This is a genomic window from Streptomyces flavovariabilis (assembly GCF_000725785.1).
In the GTDB taxonomy this organism is placed as follows: Bacteria; Actinomycetota; Actinomycetes; order Streptomycetales; family Streptomycetaceae; genus Streptomyces; species Streptomyces hawaiiensis.
This window is the reverse complement of sequence record NZ_JNXD01000011.1, coordinates 103,236-118,356: the sequence shown is the minus strand read 5'-3', so window position 1 is coordinate 118,356 and position 15,121 is coordinate 103,236. Positions and strand designations below refer to the sequence as shown.

At 73.3% G+C, this 15,121-nt stretch carries 16 protein-coding genes; 13 read left to right on the top strand and 3 right to left on the bottom strand.

Annotation, left to right across the window (positions count from 1 at the left end; all coding sequences use genetic code 11):
• The first annotated feature begins 359 nt into the window (after positions 1-359).
• The 6 genes from IO24_RS0119815 (at position 360) to IO24_RS0119790 (ending at position 6,656) form a co-directional block, all read left to right on the top strand.
• Positions 360-1,421, top strand: a complete 1,062-nt coding sequence (locus IO24_RS0119815) for a serine/threonine-protein kinase (RefSeq protein ID WP_031137462.1) — start codon at positions 360-362, stop codon at positions 1,419-1,421.
• 134 nt (positions 1,422-1,555) lie between these two features.
• Entirely contained in the window at positions 1,556-1,891 is a 336-nt protein-coding gene (locus IO24_RS0119810) for a hypothetical protein (RefSeq protein WP_234335183.1), read from the top strand.
• Between the two features lie 4 nt (positions 1,892-1,895).
• Positions 1,896-4,424, top strand: a complete 2,529-nt coding sequence (locus IO24_RS0119805) for a VWA domain-containing protein (protein WP_031137459.1) — start codon at positions 1,896-1,898, stop codon at positions 4,422-4,424.
• A complete protein-coding gene (locus IO24_RS0119800; RefSeq protein WP_341866244.1) occupies positions 4,421-5,851 on the top strand; it encodes an extracellular solute-binding protein in 1,431 nt (476 codons plus the stop codon). The genes IO24_RS0119805 and IO24_RS0119800 overlap by 4 nt, the downstream gene beginning before the upstream one ends.
• Before the next feature lie 125 nt (positions 5,852-5,976).
• Positions 5,977-6,462 (top strand): hypothetical protein, encoded by a 486-nt coding sequence (locus IO24_RS0119795; RefSeq protein WP_031137456.1) that lies wholly within the window; start codon positions 5,977-5,979, stop codon positions 6,460-6,462.
• Positions 6,441-6,656 carry a hypothetical protein gene (locus IO24_RS0119790; RefSeq protein WP_031137455.1) on the top strand — a complete coding sequence of 72 codons (216 nt, stop codon included), beginning with the start codon at positions 6,441-6,443 and terminating at the stop codon, positions 6,654-6,656. Before IO24_RS0119795 ends, IO24_RS0119790 begins: the two co-directional genes overlap by 22 nt.
• Here the strand turns inward: IO24_RS0119790 and IO24_RS0119785 are convergent.
• Positions 6,653-7,084, bottom strand: a complete 432-nt coding sequence (locus tag IO24_RS0119785) for an ATP-binding protein (RefSeq protein ID WP_045296006.1) — start codon at positions 7,082-7,084, stop codon at positions 6,653-6,655. The genes IO24_RS0119790 and IO24_RS0119785 overlap by 4 nt on opposite strands.
• An 87-nt stretch (positions 7,085-7,171) precedes the next feature.
• Between IO24_RS0119785 and IO24_RS0119780 the strand changes: the two genes are divergently transcribed.
• Together IO24_RS0119780 and IO24_RS0119775 are read left to right on the top strand one after the other, a co-directional pair.
• The gene (locus IO24_RS0119780; RefSeq protein WP_031137452.1) at positions 7,172-8,020 is read left to right on the top strand and encodes a helix-turn-helix domain-containing protein; all 849 of its coding nucleotides are present in this window, start codon (positions 7,172-7,174) and stop codon (positions 8,018-8,020) included.
• On the top strand, positions 7,980-8,174 hold the full coding sequence (locus IO24_RS0119775; RefSeq protein WP_031137450.1) for a DUF397 domain-containing protein: 195 nt from the start codon (positions 7,980-7,982) through the stop codon (positions 8,172-8,174). The genes IO24_RS0119780 and IO24_RS0119775 overlap by 41 nt, the downstream gene beginning before the upstream one ends.
• Positions 8,175-8,206: 32 nt before the next feature.
• Here the strand turns inward: IO24_RS0119775 and IO24_RS45705 are convergent, their stop codons facing one another.
• Positions 8,207-8,359, bottom strand: coding sequence for a hypothetical protein (locus IO24_RS45705; protein WP_167551626.1), 153 nt, complete (start codon positions 8,357-8,359; stop codon positions 8,207-8,209).
• A gap of 128 nt (positions 8,360-8,487) precedes the next feature.
• Here IO24_RS45705 and IO24_RS0119765 point away from each other — a divergent pair, with 128 nt between their 5' ends.
• From IO24_RS0119765 to IO24_RS0119750, 4 genes are all read left to right on the top strand, one after another.
• The gene (locus tag IO24_RS0119765) at positions 8,488-9,831 is read left to right on the top strand and encodes a helix-turn-helix transcriptional regulator (RefSeq protein ID WP_031137449.1); all 1,344 of its coding nucleotides are present in this window, start codon (positions 8,488-8,490) and stop codon (positions 9,829-9,831) included.
• Positions 9,832-9,919: 88 nt separating this feature from the next.
• Positions 9,920-10,909 carry a permease gene (locus IO24_RS0119760; protein ID WP_234335184.1) on the top strand — a complete coding sequence of 330 codons (990 nt, stop codon included), beginning with the start codon at positions 9,920-9,922 and terminating at the stop codon, positions 10,907-10,909.
• Positions 10,906-11,637, top strand: a complete 732-nt coding sequence (locus IO24_RS0119755) for a TIGR03943 family putative permease subunit (protein ID WP_031137446.1) — start codon at positions 10,906-10,908, stop codon at positions 11,635-11,637. The genes IO24_RS0119760 and IO24_RS0119755 overlap by 4 nt, the downstream gene beginning before the upstream one ends.
• A 312-nt stretch (positions 11,638-11,949) precedes the next feature.
• Positions 11,950-12,735: a GAF and ANTAR domain-containing protein gene (locus IO24_RS0119750; RefSeq protein ID WP_031137445.1), complete on the top strand. Its 786-nt coding sequence runs from the start codon at positions 11,950-11,952 to the stop codon at positions 12,733-12,735.
• 17 nt (positions 12,736-12,752) lie between these two features.
• On the opposite strand, the gene IO24_RS0119745 is transcribed toward IO24_RS0119750, so the two are convergent.
• Positions 12,753-13,538 (bottom strand): hypothetical protein, encoded by a 786-nt coding sequence (locus tag IO24_RS0119745; RefSeq protein WP_031137444.1) that lies wholly within the window; start codon positions 13,536-13,538, stop codon positions 12,753-12,755.
• Positions 13,539-13,888: 350 nt separating this feature from the next.
• Between IO24_RS0119745 and thrS the strand changes: the two genes are divergently transcribed.
• Positions 13,889-15,109, top strand: a complete 1,221-nt coding sequence (thrS, locus tag IO24_RS0119740; protein ID WP_031137442.1) for a threonine--tRNA ligase — start codon at positions 13,889-13,891, stop codon at positions 15,107-15,109.
• Positions 15,110-15,121: the final 12 nt, after the last annotated feature.

Genomic DNA, 15,121 nt, shown 5'->3' with positions numbered 1-15,121 from the left:
GGCCGGTGCCGCCCCGTGTCCCGCCGGGGCCGTGAGCCGGCACCGCAGGGAGCACGGCCCGCTCGTTGCGCACCCTGTCGGCCGGGGCCGTCATGCCGCCCAGCTGCCGGGTGACCTCGCGCCCGGACCGCCGGAGATCCGGCGCTGACGGATCGCCGGTGACGAGACGCTGCTGCCGGTGACGGACGGCACACCGCGGCACGGCGGCGGGCACCTCGCCGATGACACGACCGTGTTCGCCGTCCGCGGAGACCGGGGGGCGAAGCCCCCGAAGGCGGACGTTTGCGGTCCTGGCACCCACCGTCGCAGCCGCAGCGGTTACGGTGCTGACGTACGTGATCGACACAGGGGGTGGGGCGATGCCCGGAACCGTGCTGCTGCTGGCGGCCTCGCCGGTCGGCAAGGGGCGCCTGGTGGACGCCGCCTCCGTACTCCCCGTCCTCGCCGCCGTGGCGCCCGCCGTGCTGGCCGGCACCGACACCGCGAACGTCGTCGAACTCGCCGACCCGCTGGAGCCGCAGGCCGTCCTCACCCGGCTCCGCGCCGCCGCCGCGGCCCCCGGCCCGCTCACCGTGTACGTCACCGGCCAGCTCCAGCTCGACCGCCGCCAGCGCCTGCCCCACCTGGCGCTGGCCCGCACCACCGCCTCCACCGCCCGCTACACCGCCTTCCCATGGCACTGGTTCCGGGAGGAACTGCGGCTCAGGCCCGCCGGCGCCACGACCCTCCTGCTCGACCTGCACGCCGACGCCGAGACCTGGGAGCTGCTGCGCGGCACCCCGCTGGACTCGGGCCGCGGCAACGCCGTTCACGGTCGCATCGCGCCACCGCCGTCCAGACGCACGGTCGCGCAACCCACGTACATGAAGGCCGTCGCGACGATCCTGCGCAGCGGGTTCCGGCCGCCGGTCGAGCAGTTGCACCAGCAGGCGCTGGCCCGGATCGCGCCGGAGAGCGCGGGCACGGACCTGGTGCTGAGCGCGCCCGGCCCGACGGCCGGGGACCCGCACGCCGCCATCACCGCCGCCGTCCAGTCCGGCCGGCACGCCGACGCCGACGCACTCGCCGCCCGGCACGAGCGGATCGCCGTCACCGCGCACGGGCCCGCGTCCGAAGAGGCCCTGCACTGGGCCGAAGTACGCGCCGACCTGGCGATGTTCGCCGGGGACGCCGCGCGCAGCTGCCGCACCTGGCTGATGATCGCCACCGCCCGCCTGAACGCCGGGCAGGCACCGGACGCCCCCGCCGTCGAGGCCGCCGTGGACCGGGCACACCACCAGTGGGGCCAGGTCCGCGACACCGCCCCCGCCCGCGAACTGGGCGCCGCGCTGGCCGCGTTGCGCGGGCGGGTGCCGGGGCGGCGCGAAGGCGCACTGGACCATGTGCAGCGGCAGTTGAGGCAGTTGCAGACCCAGGGCTGAGGGCCCCTGAGCCGCGTGCGCCGTGTGCGCGTGGCGTGAAGGGGGCGTGCAATCGCTTGCGCGGGTCACGTCACAGGTCTGCCGCCGGGGCCCGACCCGGTGTCATGATGTCGGGCATGACAGAGGGGGACGAAGTGGCTGTCTTAGGCGTGCGCGTCCGGCTGGGCGCCGGCGCGACCGTGGATGATGTCAGAGCTCTGAAGACGTGGCTGGAGCGCGAGGAGCCGCTGGAGGAACTGCTCTCCGGGCGGCACCTGCGCATCGAGGAGCGGACCGGCACGGACGGGACCAGGGGGCGGCTCGGGCCCGACCTCGAACTCGTGCTGAGAATTATCGGTGACGTCGTCACGGTCGCGGCACTGACCGAGTACACCGCCCGCGCGGTGAAGACCTGGACGAACAACCGCCGCAGGCTCCAGGGCGGCGATCCCGATCCGCAGATCCGCCCACTGGACCCCGACGGGGAGTAGGCCGGTGAGCCGCTTCGACCCGCGCGGCAAGGCGAACCGGGCGTTGCTGGCCGGTGTGTCCGAGTACGACCACACGGCACCGGATCCCCAGGGCGTCAACGGTCAGCTCCCGGCCGTGCGGCACAACCGGACGACTCTCGAGGACGCGCTGCACCGGGGCGGGGTGTTCGGCACGGGCGAGGTGCGGACCCTGGCCTCGCCGGCCCCGGACGACTTCACGGGGGCGCTGCGCCGCGCCTGCCGTGAGGCCAGGGGGCTGCTGCTGCTCTACTTCGCCGGGCACGCCGTCACCTCCACCTCCGGCAACGAGCTGCACCTCCAGATGCGCACCGCGCGGGTGCTCACGGGCCACGGGCTGCCCGGCTCGGTGAGTTTCAGCCAGGTGCTGGGCGAGCTCGCCGAGAGCAACGCCGAGCAGGTGGTGGTGATCCTCGACTGCTGCTACGCGGGCAACGCCGCGGGCATCTGGCACCGCTTCGACGATCCGAAGCGCAAGAAGCACAAGATCCTGCTGCTGATGAGCGTGCAGCCCAACCGCTGCATCCTGGGCGGGGACGCCGACGTGGCGACACCGTTCACCCGCGAACTCACGCGCGTCCTCGACGAGGGCGGCGACGTGTGGCTCTCCGATCTGTACACCGCGGTGAAAGAGCGGATGGCCGCGGCGAAGTACAAGGCGGAGGACGAAGATCCGCAGCGTCCGCAGGCACTGGCTCCCCCCTGGGACCGGGAAGCGGACGTGCTGCTGGCGGCCGGCCCCGAGGTGCCCCCGCCCTCTCCCCCGGGCGACCCGCGGCCTCCCTGGTTCGCCCGGCTCCAGGATCTGCTCGACCGCGCCCGCAAGGCCGTCGGCCGGTCCGGCCGTACCGCGCTGGCGGCTCTGCTCGCCGTGCTCGCCACCGGTGCGGGCGGTTACGGCATCCTGGCCCTGACCGGCGACTCGGGCCCCTGCGTACCGTCCCTGGAACTGCGCGTCCTCGTCGACCCCGACCTGGAGCCGGCGATGCGGGCGGCCGCGGACGACTACGTCACGTCGGACGCCAACACCACCGCCCACGGCTGCCGACGCAGCGGCATCACGGTCAACAGCGCGGGTGCCGCAGCCGTGGTGACCGCCTTGGGCGAGCGGACCGACGCCTGGCAGCAGCCCCGGGAGGACGAGAACCCGCAGCGGGACATCGGCCCGCAGCCGGACGTGTGGATTCCCGCCACCCGCGCCGACGTCGACCGGGTCACCGATGCCGCGGCCCAGGAGGACCGGGTCTTCGCCCTGCTGGAGCCGGAGGCCGAGCCGATCGCGTACTCGCCGGTCGTGCTGGCCGTACCGAAGAAACTCGGCGCGGGCCTCGAACCCACCGGGCAGCCACTGTCCCGGCTGCTCACCGCCCTCGATCGGGTCGACAGCGAGGTCGAACTGCACCGCCCCGACCCGGAGTTCACGGGCTCGGCGCTGCTGGCCACGACGGGACTGTACGACGACGCCGACGCGCGCGGTGCCGAGCAGAGTCTCGCCCGGGTCGGGCGGCCCGAGCCCTCGGCCGCGCGGCTGCTGTGCACGCTGCCCGCCGACGACGCCGTGGACGACCGCAGCGCGGCGCTGGTCCCGGAGTTCCTGCTGAAGAGCGGCATCGGCTGCCACCGTGCCACCCGCGCTCCGCGCGTCGCCGCCTACCCCGACGACGTGCCCGGCCTGGAACCGGCGTTCGTGCGGGTGCGCTGGGAGGGTGGTGACCGGGACGCCGACGCGCGGGACGACGCCGTGGACCGCTTCCACACCTGGCTGACCGGGCAGGACGGCCGGACGGTGCTCGGCGGACACGGCTTCCGGTCCGCGACCGGTGAGCGCGACCTGCTCGACACGGAGCCGGTTCCCAAGGGCCTCACCGAGTCGGTCCGCCCGGCGAAGGCCGCCGACCCCGTGGACATGGAACGGACACTGGTGCGCTACGGCAACGCGCACGGGCCCGGCCGGGTCCTGTACCTCCTCGACAGCTCCGGCTCGATGGCGGGCCGGTGGGACGGCCCCAGCGGCGGCCCGGGCATCCTGAAGCAGACCCTGCCCGGGCTCGGCGGGGAGGACGAGTACGGGGTGTGGGCGGTGCACGGCACCGGCGACCGTACGCACACCGAACTGCTGAAATTCGGCACGCACAAGCGCTCCGACGCCGAAGACCGCCTGGATTCCGCCGAGGTGCGGGACGCGGAGGCCGATCCGCACGGCGCCCTGCTGGACGCCCTGGCCTTCATGCGGGAGCGCGGCACCGGCGACGACCGGCCGCAGCTGATCGTCTACCTCACCGACGGCGAGGACGACGGCCGCCTGACCGGCAAGGCCCTCGAGGAGGTCCTCGAACGGGCCGGCGGCGCGGGTGTCCCGGTCGCCATGGTGTCCCTGAGCAGCTCGGGCTGCGACCAGGGCCGCCCCGCCACGGGCATCGCCGAGGCCGGCCGGGGCCGCTGCCTGGACACCGGGGACGACCTCGTACCCGCACTGCACGACGAGGTCGCCCATGTCGGATCGGGGGAGGAATGATGGCACGCCGCCCGACGGCAGCCGCTCGCCTGACGGCTGCCGCACTGTCGCTGCTGTCCCTGCTCGCGCTCACCGCCTGCACCGGCAAGGAGGCGGGGGAGCAGCCGCAGGGCGCCGCCGGACCGCCGCGGATCGTGGTGGCCAGCGGCCAGGACGTCACCGGCAAGAACGGCATCCGTCAGCAGCTCATCGACGCCTGGAACGAGAAGGAGGGCGAAGGCGGCTACCGGGCCCGCCTGGTGGAGCTCCCCGGCTCCGCCGACCAGCAGCGCAGCCAGCTGCTCGGCGCGCTCCAGTCGGGGGGCGCCGAGTACGACGTGGTGAACCTGGACGTGACCTGGATCCCGGAGTTCGCCGCCGCCGGGCTGATCCGCCCGCTGACCGGCGCGGCGGTGAAGTCGCCCGGCGACCTCATCCCGTCCGTCGACAGCACGTCGTTCTGGGACGGCGAGCGGTACGCGGTCCCCTTCAACAGCGATGTCGGCCTGCTGTACTACCGCAAGGACCACCTGCGGGAGGCCGGCACCGCCCGGACCGAACTGGGCCGCGGCGTGACCTGGGGCGACCTGAGGGAACTGATCGACGCGGTCAACGACCGGCCGAAGCCCCGGGATTATCAGGAGGGGTGGACCACGCAGCTCGCCGCCTACGAGGGCCGTACGGTCAACGCGATCGAGGCGTTCGCCTCGGCCGTCCCGGGCTTCGCGCTGACCGACCAGGACGGCCGGTACACCGCCGACGAGGAGCAGCTGACGGCCGCGGTGAGCGAACTGCGGGAGCGCACGGCGTCGTCGTACATGCTCGCGGAGGCCTCCGGCTCCCGCGAGGCCGAATCGCTCAGCGCCTTCGCGGAGGGCCGCACGACCTTCCTGCGTCACTGGCCGTACGTCTACCCGGCCCTGTACGAGACGTTCAAGGGGAAACTCGGTGTGACCAGGCTGCCCGGCAAGGCCGTGCTCGGCGGGCAGAACCTGGCCGTCACCTCCTCCACCTCCGAGCAGCGGGCCGCGAAGGCCGCCGAGCTGATCGCGTTCCTGACCGACCCGGACAGTGAACGCTGCCTGCTGCGCGCCGGGTTCGCCCCGACCCGCGTCTCCGCCTACCAGAGTCCCGGCAGCACCCCCGAGTGCCGGCACGCCTCGGCGTACTCCGGGAGCGCCTCGCCGTCCCCCACCGGCGAGAGCGCCGAGGTCAAGGCCCCGGACCGGCTCGCCGACGGCGTCAGCTACTCCCGCGACATCCTGCTGCCCGCCCTGAGCGAGGCCGTACAGCGCCCCCGCACGCCCCTGTACGGCGCCGTCACCCAGACCCTCATCACCGAACTGGACGCCCTGTGCGGCCCCCGGCCGACGGGTGCGGCCCGGCCGGAGGCGGCACAGGTGGCGAAGAGTCTTGACGAGGCATTGAGCAAGGTTTTACCCGGTTGAATTTCCTCCCGGTGATGTTCACAAGTTCTCCATTGCGAACGCCCGTCCCCCGTGGGTAGCCTCAATTTCGCACTGACCATGCAATCCGAGTATGCGATCCAGGCATACGGTAAATGAAAACGGGGATGGACTTCGTGAGCGTACGAAGCAAGGGAATTTCTTCCGTAATCGCCTTCGCCATGACCGGCACGCTGTGCGGTGTCGGGGCACAGGCCGCACAGGCGGCTCCGGCACAGCCGGAGGTGCGCGCCGGAGCGGACGAGATCTGCGCGGTCCTGGGGATCGGCAGCGGCGCGGCCGGCCTCACCAAGGCCCTGGCCAAGGGTGCCTCGTGGGTGGGAATCGGCGCCAGCATCGGGTGCTACGCCTACACGAAGGCGAAGGAAGCCACGCCTGCGGAAAGGCGAGCGGCCATGATCGCGTCGTACAAGAAATACCAGGCGATGAGTGACATCAAGAAGCTCGACGCACTCGGTTATTACTGCCGCAAGAAGGAAAGCGGCGGCGGTGGCGGCACCGATATCGCTCCCAACGATGTTTCCGTGAAGGTGGGCTACCGCGACATCAGGATGAAGGGCGTGACGTACAAGTGCACGGCCACCGGGGACTGACCGGCCGCCGCGGACCGGGCTATGGAGAACGGTTCCTGTTCTCCGTGGCGCTGGCCGTGGTGAGCCTGCTGTGGATCACTCAGGACATGGCCACGTGGGCCACGGCGACCTGCGCCGCCGGCGCGGCCGCCGGAGCGGTGGGGGTGTGCTACTTCGGGTGGCGCTTCCTTCGCTCACGCGGTGACGCGTCCTAGCCGTCCTTCGCGTCGCACTCGAACCAGACGGTCTTGCCGGACCGGTGGGGAAGCGGGTCCCATCCCCACCGGTCCGTGACGGCGCCGACGATCAGCACGCCGCGTCCGTCCTCGGCGAGGTCGTCCACAGCCGTGGGTGAACCCGGCGGGTGCGGGCTCCTGTCCGTGACCTCCACGCGCATTCCACGCCCGTCCGGCCGCCGCAGAAGCAGTACCGCGGCCCGCCGGTCGGGCGTGTGGCGTACGACGTTCGCGACCAGCTCGGTGAGGGCCAGCGAGGCGGAGTCGCACAGATCCGCCATCTCCCAGGCGGTGAGATACACCCGCAGGATGCGGCGCAGATGCCGGGCGGAGTGCTCACCGAGGGTGAAGTCGATGCCATACCTGGGCCCAAGTCCTGGCCCCGCCTGGTGGGTTACCTGATTCATGCCACCAGCGTGGAGTCATGTGGTTACTCTCGGCTACAGAACGAAAAGAACGCCGAGCGGCGTTCGGATCCGGGGGTGACCGCTTCCATGCCCAACATCCGCCGACTCGACCCCACCGCCTCGCCGCTGGACTACTTCGGCTCGGAGCTCCGCCGCTACCGGGAGAGTGCGGGGCTGTCCCAGAAGGAGCTGGGGGACTGCATCTTCTGCACGGGCTCTCTCGTCGGCCAGATCGAAACCGCCCACAAGGTCCCGACCAGAGAGTTCGCGGAGCGAGCGGATGCGGCGCTGATGACAGACGGCTGCTTTTCGAGGCTCGTGGGGCTGGTTCTGCGGAGCCAGTTGCCTACGTGGTTTCAGGCGTACGCGGAGATGGAGGCCAAGGCGACCTACATCTCCACGTATCAGGCTCAGCTGGTCTACGGGCTCTTGCAGACGGAGGATTACGCGCGGGCCGTGCTGGCGACTGGCAGGCCGGACAACCTCGACGATCTGGTGGCGGCCCGGATGGAGCGCCAGCTCCTCCTACAGGGAAAGCAACCGCCGCTCACACTGGTGGTGTTGGACGAAGCGGCGTTGCATCGGCCGATCGGCGGTCGCGAGACCATGCGGAACCAACTGGCGCACCTGTTGAGTCTGTGCGAAAAGCGCTGGCTGAGCATGCAGGTGCTGCCCTTCGGAGCGGGAGAACACGCCAGTCTGGTCGGATCGTTCAACACCCTTCGCTTCGACGACGACCCCGAGATCGTCTACACCGAGGACTTGATCTCGGGACACATGACGGCCCATCCCGACACTGTCAGAGAGGCCGCCCGCCGTTACGCTTCCTTGCAGGCCGCTGCCCTTTCGGTGAAGGACTCGGCGGTACTGATCGCACGCGTGATGGAGGAGCGCTATGGGGACCAGCACGGACCTGACCAACGCGCGGTGGCGTAAGTCGTCGTACAGCGGCAACACCGGCGGTGATTGCGTGGAGGTCGCCGACCTCGGAGCCCGCGTCGCCGTCCGGGACTCCAAGGACCCCGAGGTCGGGACACTCACGCTCTCGCCGCAGACGTACGCCGCGTTCGTGACGTACGTCAGCGCGTGAAGGCCGGGGTGCCGTAGAGCAGCACCCCTGCTTCAGCGGGAGTCGGTGACCGCCCGCGGGCCCGGCTGCGGGGTCTCGGCTCTCGCCGGGCCCGCGTTCGCCGCGAGGAGCAGGGTCGCCACGGCGACGAGGGCGGCGGTGAAGCCGCGGGCGTACCGCTCGGCGGTGCGTGTGCGTTCGAGCACGGCGACCTCGCAACTGGGGCGGCGACTACGGTGGCGACGTGTTAAGCGTGTTCGACAATTCTGCTTAACCCTCCGTTTAACCTAGGGGCTGTTCGCCGCGAACGGCAAGAGGGGCAGGGGGAGTTGGCGTGGGGGAGCGTGACGACCCGGGGGTCATCGGACGCCGGGTGCAGCGGTTGCGTGTCGAACAGGGGCTGACCCAGCGGCAGTTGGCGGAACCTGCGTACACCCCCGCCTACATCTCCACCCTGGAGTCGGGCCGGGTGCGGCCCTCCGACGACGCCCTGCGGCATCTCGCGGACCGGCTCGGTGTCGCGTTCGACGAGCTGGCCACCGGGCACTCCGCCCGGCTCGTGACCGAGCTGCGGCTGCGGCTGACCGACGCCCAGCGGACTCTCGCCGTCGGCGAGACGGAGGCGGCGGCCGGGCAGTACGCCGAGTTGCTCGCCGAGGCCGAGACGCACGGCCTGGCCCCCGAGCAGTCCGCCGCCCTGCTCGGACTCGGCGAGTGCGCCCTGGAGACGGGCGAGCTCGTGGCGGGCCGGCAGTACTTCGAGCGGGCCGAGGAGTGTCTGGCCGGGGCGCCGCTGCCCGCCCGTGTCCCGGCCCTGCGCGGCCGGGCCGTGGCGCACTACCTCGCCGGTGAGCTCCGGTACGCCGTCTATCTGCTGGAGACCGCCCTCGACGAACTGAACCGCGGCGGCCTGCACGACCCGGACGCCCTGCTGCTGCTCTACGCCAGCGCCATCGGCCCGTACATGGACATGGGCGCGCACGCCCGCGCCGCCCAGGCCGCCGAGTTCGCCCTGGCCCTCGCCCCGCAGTCCGGTGATCCCGCCCTGGTCGCCCGCATGCACCGGTCCGTCGCCCGCACCCTGGTCGCCGAGGGCCGTCTCGCCGAGGCCGACGCCTCCCTGGCCAAGGCCGCCGAGCTGTACCGGGGCCTGCAGATCCGCACCGAACTCGCCAACTGCCACTGGATGCGCGGCTACGTCTACGCCCAGGACGGCCGGCTGGAGCGGGCGGAGGCCGAGCTGCGGGAGGCCCTCGGCATGCTGTCGGCCAAGCGGGCCGCCCTCTACAGCAGCCAGGTCGCCGTGGAGCTGGCCGACGTGCTGCACCGGCGCGGCAGGTCCGACGAGGCGGCGGCCCTGCTGCACGACGTCCTCGGGCACCTGTCCTCCGAGCGCGGCGCCGTCCACTCCGCCGCCGCGCACCGGCTGCTCGGCATCATCGCCGAGGACGCCCGCCGCACGGAGGACGCCGAGGAGCACTACGTCCGCGCCCTGAGCCTGCTGGAGCGGGCCGGTGCCGCCGGTGACCTGGCCGACCTGTGCCGGCTGCTCGGGGACCTGCTGCGGCGGACCGGGCGGGTGGAGGCGGCCCTGGACGCCTACCGGACGGGCCTCGGGCACCGTACGGCCCCCGGCACCACCACCCTCGGTCCCGCGCCCGCACAGCCCCCTCTGTGAGACGGCAGGGCCTTCACACGGCCGTGCGGGTTAGCCTCCCTCTCGGGATGTGAACGACCGGGGCGGGCGCGTGGAGAACCAACGGACAGTGGCCGACGGTATACGGCTGGGCCTGCGGGCCCTGGTGTACGCCGTCCTCGGCGGTGCCGCCCTGCTCGCCATCACGACGGTGGCGTCCGTGCTCGGGCCCATGCTGGCGCTCGACCTCTACACGCCGCCGGTCGCGGCCTGGTGGACGGTGTTCACCGCGATCACCGTCCAGGGCGTGCCGTTCCTGCTGCTGGGCACGGTCGTGTCGGCGGCGATCGGCGCGTTCGTGCCCGAGCGGGTGTTCCAGCGGGTGCTGCCCCGCCGTACGGTGCTCGCCGTGCCGGTCGCGGGGGCGGCGGGGGTCGTGCTTCCCGGCTGCGAGTGCGCGTCCGTGCCGGTGGCCGGGAGCCTCATGCGGCGGGGTGTCGCGCCGGCGGCCGCGCTCGCCTTCCTGCTGTCGGCGCCCGCGATCAATCCGGTCGTCCTGGTGGCGACCTCGATCGCCTTCCCGGGGCAACCCGAGATGGTCCTCGGCCGGCTGCTCGCCTCGCTCGGCACGGCCGTGGTGATGGGCTGGCTGTGGGCGCGGTTCGGGCGGGAGGAATGGCTGCGGCTGCCGAAGCGGAGCGGCGGGCCGGCGCCGGGCGGCGGACCGCGCGCCTTCGTCTCGGGACTTCAGCACGACTTCCTGCACGCGGGCGGGTTCCTCGTTCTCGGGGCGGCGGCCGCGGCCACCTTCGCCATCGTCGTGCCCCGGTCGCTGCTGGAGGTGTTCACCGGGTCGCCCTGGCTGTCGGTGCTGCTGCTCGCCGTGCTGGCGGTCGTGCTGTGCGTGTGCAGTGAGGCCGACGCGTTCGTGGCGGCGTCGCTGAGCGGCTTCTCCCCGACCGCGCGGCTGGCGTTCATGGTGGTCGGGCCGATGGTGGACCTGAAGCTGATCGCGTTGCAGACGGGCACGTTCGGCAGGGCCTTCGCGGTGCGCTTCTCGGCGGCGACGTGGGTCGTGGCCGTGACGAGCAGCGTCCTGGTGGGGTGGTGGCTGCTGTGAGGCGCTACGGACCGGCCGTGCTGCTCGCGCTCGTGGGCGCGGCGATCCTGCGGGTGTCGCTCTTCAGCGAGCTGTATCTGCGCTACGTCCAGACGGGACTGCGGCCGTATCTGGTGGTGTCCGGGGTGACGCTGGTGCTGCTGGGTGTGGCCGTGGCGGTGCTGACGGCCAGGGGGCAGGACGCGCCCGAACACGGGGACGACGGCGGCCACGCAGGGCACAGCCACGGCCCCGCCGGCCCCCGGGTCGCCTGGTTCCTCACGCTTCCCGCCCTCGCCCTCCTGCTGTTCCCGCCGCCCGCCCTCGGCTCCTACAGCGCGGAGCGCGAGGCGGCCCGGCGTGCCACCCAGGGCGTCGGCACCTTCCCGGCCCTGCCGTCCGGGAACCCGCTCGGCCTCACCCTCGGAGAGTTCGGCTCCCGCGCGGTCTACGACAGCGGCCGCTCCCTGAAGGGCCGAACGCTCCGGCTCACCGGCTTCGTCACCCGTGGCGGCGACGGCACCTGGTACGTCACCCGCCTCCTCGTCTCCTGCTGCGCCGCCGACGCCACGGCCGCCAAGGCCGAGGTACGCGGTGCGCAGGCGCCGCCGGTCGACACATGGGTGACGGTCACCGGCACGTGGCACCCCGAGGGGGAGCCGGGCTCGGAAGCCGCCTGGCCACCGGTCATCGACGCCACCTCCGTACGACGGGTGCCGCAGCCGGACGACCCGTACGAGAAACGCTGAGGCCGAGCCCCCACGGGGACGGCCCCGTCCAGGGGTTTTGCCGCACCGGCAACGGGTAGTCGGGGCACCATCCCGGGAGGACCCGGAGTGATCCGGGCGGCTACACGGCCCGGTGGGCGGCTGTACCGGTGGTCCGGCGGCCGGCCGCGGCCCGGCGGGTGGCGGCAACCGGTGAGCCGGTCACCGCACGGCCGGTCCGCCGACGCCTCTCGCGTTGCCGGCCGCGGACGGCAGGACGTCCTGCCGCCGCCAACGGCCCGCCCCGGACCCGGCAATGGCGCAAGCCGCGGTGATCGAAGGAGGCGGTGGCCCGTGCGGCCCAGGGACGATCCCCGAGGCGCCTTCGGTGGCGGCCGGGGCCCCGGCCGCACCGGGGGCGGTGGTCCGGACCCGGACGGAGCCCGGGCCGCGGACGTGATCGCCAGGGGTGTGCGGGGCGCCGAGCCCGGAGAGGTGCCCGGGCGGCTGTGCGAGGTGGCGGTGGAACTGCTGCCGGTGATCGGAGCGAGCGTGTCGCTGCGCAGCGAGGGCATGCCCGTGCAGCTGAGCGCGAGCAGCGCCCAGGCCGCGCACCTGGCGCACATCCAGGCGACGCTGGGCGACGGCCCCTGCCAGAGCGCGCTGGAGGACGGCGCGCCGGTGCTCGCCTGCGACCTGACCACGGGCCGGGACGCGGGACGCTGGCCGGTCTTCGCCCAGCAGGCGACGGAGGCCGGGGTACGGGCGGTGTACGCGGTGCCGTTGGGCAGCGGCGAGGTGTGCGTGGGCACGCTCGACCTGTACCGCGACCGCCCGGGCGGACTCACCGACCGCCAGCTGCACGTGGCCCGGATCGTGGCCGGTGTGATGACCGTGGCCCTGATGGCACTGCCGCACGGGGACGAGCCGGAGACGCAGGACGGGCAGGACTGGCTGAGCGGGCTCGCCACCGACCACGACGAGGTCTACCAGGCCGTCGGAATGATCATGGCGCAGCTCGGCGTGGGCGCGGACGACGCGCTCGCGCGACTGCGGGCGGACGCCTTCGCCCGCGGGCGTACGGCCGTGGACGTGGCGCGGGACGTGATCGCCCACCGCACGCGTTTCGACCGGTACTGACCGCCCGGACGGGAGCGTCAGATCTGTGCCCTGCCCTGCTTCCTGATCTCGGCCAGGCGCCGCGCCCCGAGCTCCACGGCCCGCTGGGTGGCCTCCGCGTACACCTCGTCGAGGCCCGCGTGGGTGAGGGTGATCGTCTCCTCGCCGGCGCGGACGGCGGCGAGATCCATGGTGAGGTACGTCAGTTCCCCCTCCTCCGTCTCGCCGGCCAGCGTGACCCGCAGGGCCTGCCGGGCATCCCCCACCGGCGGCAGCGGCAGGTCGCGGACCTCCACGCCCTGGACGCCGCCGCGGGGGGTCGCGGCCGTGAACTGGCCGCACCTGCCGGGCAGCGACTTCATCCAGTCCAGGGTGCGGTCCACCTCCGCCGGGGGATGGGCGGCGACCCGGTAGCGCAACTGGGCGTCGGTGTCGCCGTCGTCGAGCGCGGACGTCGCCTGCGGGCCCTCGGGGGCGCCGAAGGGCTCCTCCGTGTAGAGGACGTCCAGCAGCCGCTGGCACTCCCGGTCCTCCGTGGTCGCCTTGAGCAGGCCGTCCCGCCAGGTCCGCGCGCCCCGGGTCGGCCCCCACGGCTCCCCCAGATCGGCCTCGGTGACCAGCGCCGCCCGGGCCTGCGCCTCGGTGAGGGCGGCGCCGGAACCGGCGGGCTGCTCGACGGCGGGTGACGCGCCGGAGGCGGACGGGGAGGCGGAGAACCACCGGGGCCGCGGCTCGTCCTCCACGGAACAGCCGGCCGTGGCCAGCAGGGCGGTCACGGACAGCGCGGAGGCGAGGAGGGTACGGGTGGCCGGGGCTCGGGTCATCGGGGTGCCTCCTGCGGGGGGCTCATGGAGGCGCCTCCGGACGGGCGGCTCTCCAAGATCGGGTGGGTGCTCTTACGGCACCACCGCGACCGCCCGCCCACCAGCGATACGGGCCGTCCGGGTGAGCGGACCGGGACACCCGCGGCCCCCTGCCCGAAAATCCGTCGCCCCGCCCCCGGCCCCGCTGTTACGGTCCCGTCCATGCAGCGCGCCCAGTCGTACCCGTCCGCCACGACGACGCCGGAGAGTGTCCCGGCGCGCTGACAGCTGACCCAGATGTCCGAAGCCCCGGGGCGAGTGCCCCGGGGCTTCGCCGCGTGGTGCTCGCCTCCCGACCGCGAGGAGTCACCATGCACGACCACCGCCGACTCGGCCGTGAACTGGACCTGTTCGACACCGATCCGCTGATGGGCGCCGGGCTGCCGTACTGGCTGCCCGACGGCGCGATCGTGCGGCACACCCTGGAGGAGTACATCCGCGACGCGGAACGCCGGGCCGGCTACCGGCACGTCTACTCACCGGCCCTCGGCAAACGGGAGCTGTACGAGATCTCCGGGCACTGGGACCACTACGGCGACGACATGTTCCCGCCGATGGACCTGGGCGCCGAGCAGGTCCTGCTGCGCCCCAGCCTGTGCCCCCACCACGCCCTGATCTACCGCTCCCGCTCCCACAGCTACCGCGAACTGCCCCTGCGCATGGCCGAGGTGGGCGGCATGTACCGCTCGGAGCTGTCCGGCGTCCTCGGCGGTCTGACCCGGGTGCGGGCCATCACCCTCAACGACGCGCACATCTTCTGCACCCTGGAGCAGGCCGTCCAGGAGGCCCGGGCCGCCCTGGAGCTGATCGGCCGCGCCTACGCGGACCTGGGCATCCGCGCGGCCCGGTACCGGCTGTCCCTGCCCGGCGAGGGCGGCAAGTACGTGGCCGACCCGGAGCTGTGGCGGCGCGCCACCGCCCTGCTGAGGGAGGTCCTGGACGGCTCCGGCATCCCGTACGAGGCGGCCGAGGGGGAGGCGGCCTTCTACGGCCCCAAGATCGACGTGCAGATCACCGACCCCGCGGGCCGGGAATCCACCCTCTCCACCGTCCAGATCGACTTCCACCAGCCGGAACGCTTCGACCTGCACTACATCGGCCCCGACGGCGCCAAACACCGCCCGGTCATGGTGCACCGCAGCATCATCGGCAGCGTGGAGCGCGCGGTCGCCCACCTCCTCGAGGAGCACGGCGGCGCCTTCCCGCCGTGGCTGGCACCGGTGCAGCTGGCGGTCCTGCCGGTCGGGGAGGAGCAGTTCGAGGCCGCCCACGCCCTGGCCGGACGCGCCCGGGAGCTCGGTCTGCGCGCCGAGGTCGCCGGACCCGACCAGGGCACCCTCGCCGCCCGGATCCGCGCGGCCCGGCTGGTGCCGTACCAGGCGGTGATCGGCGGGCGGGAGGCCGCCGCCGGTCTCGTGGCGCCGCGCCTGCGCGACGGCCGCCGGCCCGAGGTGCTGCCCGGCGCCGAGCTGCTGCGCCGTGTCGGCGACCGGGTGGCGGCCCGCGGCCCCGGGCTCTGGGACCCGTCGTAGGACGGGATCACC

Bases quoted from the DNA above. Each gene is read 5' to 3' on its own strand.
- IO24_RS0119815 (WP_031137462.1), top strand. From the start codon at position 360: ATGCCCGGAACCGTGCTGCTGCTGGCGGCCTCGCCGGTCGGCAAGGGG.
- IO24_RS0119800 (WP_341866244.1), top strand. From the start codon at position 4,421: ATGATGGCACGCCGCCCGACGGCAGCCGCTCGCCTGACGGCTGCCGCA.
- IO24_RS0119795 (WP_031137456.1), top strand. From the start codon at position 5,977: ATGGACTTCGTGAGCGTACGAAGCAAGGGAATTTCTTCCGTAATCGCC.
- IO24_RS0119785 (WP_045296006.1), bottom strand. From the start codon at position 7,084: ATGAATCAGGTAACCCACCAGGCGGGGCCAGGACTTGGGCCCAGGTAT.
- IO24_RS0119780 (WP_031137452.1), top strand. From the start codon at position 7,172: ATGCCCAACATCCGCCGACTCGACCCCACCGCCTCGCCGCTGGACTAC.
- IO24_RS0119775 (WP_031137450.1), top strand. From the start codon at position 7,980: ATGGGGACCAGCACGGACCTGACCAACGCGCGGTGGCGTAAGTCGTCG.
- IO24_RS0119745 (WP_031137444.1), bottom strand. From the start codon at position 13,538: ATGACCCGAGCCCCGGCCACCCGTACCCTCCTCGCCTCCGCGCTGTCC.
- thrS (WP_031137442.1), top strand. From the start codon at position 13,889: ATGCACGACCACCGCCGACTCGGCCGTGAACTGGACCTGTTCGACACC.